The sequence below is a fragment of the Streptomyces alkaliterrae genome, from assembly GCF_007097205.2.
Classification (GTDB): Bacteria; Actinomycetota; Actinomycetes; order Streptomycetales; family Streptomycetaceae; genus Streptomyces; species Streptomyces alkaliterrae.
The window spans coordinates 1-2,771 of record NZ_VJYK02000473.1 but is presented as its reverse complement, the minus strand read 5'-3'; the positions used below and the strand labels follow the sequence as shown (position 1 = coordinate 2,771).

At 74.0% G+C, this 2,771-nt stretch carries 1 protein-coding gene; it reads left to right on the top strand.

Annotated elements, in window-relative coordinates; translation table 11 throughout:
• Positions 1-2,627: NHLP bacteriocin export ABC transporter permease/ATPase subunit (locus FNX44_RS25745; RefSeq protein WP_143651381.1), on the top strand; the 2,627-nt coding region annotated here is incomplete at its 5' end.
• Positions 2,628-2,771 lie beyond the last annotated feature (144 nt).

The following is a 2,771-nucleotide window of genomic DNA, read 5'->3' as shown; positions in this document are numbered from 1 at the left end:
CGGCACCCCACGACCCGTACACCGGCGCCGCCCCCGGCAGCCCGTACGCGCCCGACCCCTACGCGACGGCCGCGTACCAGTCCTACGACCCGCACGCGTACGACCCGTACGGCCAGCCGGCCACGCCACCCGCTCCCAGCCCGCTGGAGGACGCCTTCAACCGGGGCGTCGGCCGGGGCCTGCGCGTGCTCTACCAGGCGCCGCTCGACGGCGGCGGCACCTCCGCCGACCCCGACCCGCCCGTGACGCCCGGACGCCCGGACGCCCACGACGACGACATCCTGTGGATGAGCCTCACTCCCGGCAGCGTCCGCTACGGCGCCGCCTACCAGGGCCACGCCACCGGCACCCTGCTGATCGAGACCGCGACGTGGCAGGGCATGGTCGACCAGCAGTACCGGCTGCTGTGCGCGCTCGACCGCTGGATCGAGTCGCTGGAACGCGACCACGCCGACCGCGCCGAGGCCGGCATCCGCGCCGGGCGTGCGGCGAGCGACCGCGCCGACGAAGCGCTGCTGGCCTCCATCGGCCCGCGCGGCCCCCGCCGCACGACCGGCGCCGCCGACGACGACAACACGCTCGCCGCGCTGCGGCTCGTCGCCCGCGAGGCCCGCATCCCGCTGCCCGAACAGCCGACGACCGGCCCGGACGCCGACGGCACGGACCCCGTCGAACGTCTCGCCCGCGCCGCGCGCGTCCGCACCCGCGAAGTCCGGCTCACCGCGCGCTGGTGGCGGCAGGACTCCGGTCCGCTGCTCGGCCACCGGGCCGACGACGACTCGCCGGTGGCCCTGCTGTGGCGACGCGGCGGCTACCACGTCGTCGACCCGCACACCGGCGACACCGAACGCGTCACCGCGCAGACCGCCGCCGACCTCCACCCGCGCGGCGTCATGCTCTACCGCCCGCTGCCGGACCGGCCGCTCGGCCTGCTGTCCCTCATGCGGTTCAGCGCCCACGGCACCCGCCCCGAACTGCGCAGACTCCTCGTCGGCGCGCTGGTCGCCGCCGCGCTCGGCGCCCTCGTACCGCTCACCACCGGGCGGGTCCTCGGCGAGTACGTCCCCGCCGGCGAAGCCGACCTGATCGCGCCCGCCGCCCTCGCCCTCGTCGCCGCCGCCACGGTCTCCGCCGCCTTCATGCTCTACCAGAACACCGCCGTGCTGCGGCTCGAAGGACGTGTCGAGGCCACCCTCCAACCCGCCGTCTGGGAACGCCTGTTGCGGCTCCCCACCAACTTCTTCCGGGGGCGCTCGACGGGTGAGCTGGCGAGCGCGGCGCTCGGCGTCAGCGCCATCCGCCGTGTCCTGTCCGGCATCGGCACGGTCTGCGTGCAGGCCGGCACGGTCGGCCTCACCAACCTCGTGCTGCTGTTCTGGCTCAGCGTGCCCATGGCGCTGGCCGCACTCGGCATCCTGCTCGTCGTCGCGGTGACGTTCCTCGGCCTCGGCCTGTGGCAACTGCGCTACCAGCGCAAACTCGTGAAGCTCGGCAACCGGCTGAACAACCAGGCGTTCCAGACCCTGCGCGGGCTGCCCAAGCTGCGCGTCGCGGCGGCCGAGAGCTTCGCGTACGCCGCCTGGGCGAAGGGCTTCGCCCGCACCCGCGAACTCCAGCAGCGCATCGGGCACATCCGCTGCGTGCTCGCCGTCCTCAACGCCGTCTATCTGCCGCTGTGCACGCTGGTGATGTTCCTGCTGCTCGCCGGTCCCGCCAGGGGCGGTATGACCGCCGCGCAGTTCCTCACCTTCAGCACGGCGGTCACCATGCTGCTCGGCTCGGCCACCCAGCTCACCGGCGCCCTGCTCTCGGCGGCCGCCGTCCAGCCCATGTTCGAACTCATCCGGCCGATCCTGCGCGCCGCACCGGAGGTCGCGCACTCCAGCACCCCGCCCGGCACCCTCACCGGCGCCCTGGAGGCACGCGGCGTCTCCTACCGCTACGGCGACGACGGCCCGCTGGTCCTGGAGGACGTCGACCTGCGCGTCGAACCGGGCGAGTTCGTCGCGATCGTCGGCGCCAGCGGCTGCGGCAAGTCCACCCTCCTGCGCCTCCTCATCGGCTTCGACCGGCCGCTGACCGGCAGCGTCCACTACGACGGCCAGGACCTCGCCGCCCTCGACCAGTCCGCCGTCCGCCGCCAGTGCGGCGTGGTCCTCCAGAACTCCCAGCCGCTCACCGGCTCCATCCTCGACTGCATCCGGGGCGCCGCCGGCCACACCCTGGAGGAGGCCTGGGAGGCCGCCGAACTCGCCGGCCTCGCCGACGACATCCGCGCGATGCCGATGGGCATGCACACCATGCTCTCCGACGGCGGCGGCACCGTCTCCGGCGGCCAGCGCCAACGCCTCATGATCGCCCAGGCGCTCGTCCGCAAACCACGCGTCCTCTTCCTCGACGAGGCGACCAGCGCCCTCGACAACGCCGCCCAGCGCGTCGTCATGGAGTCCACGAACGCGCTGCGCTGCACCCGCATCGTCATCGCCCACCGCCTCTCCACCGTCCTGGGCGCAGACCGGATCGTCGCCATGGCCGACGGCCGCATCGTCCAACAGGGCACCCCCACCGAACTCCTGAACGCCACCGACGGCCTCTTCCACGACCTCGTCCGCCGCCAACTCAGCTAGCACCGCGCTGGTGTGTCCCGTGACGGTTCGGCAGGAGCGCTCCGATCCGGTGGTTCGGGAGCCCGGGTCGTTCTCACTTCCCCGCGGGGAGCGGAGTCGGGCGGACGGGGAAAGTCGGGAAGGCGTCCGTGGGCGGCGGGGAGG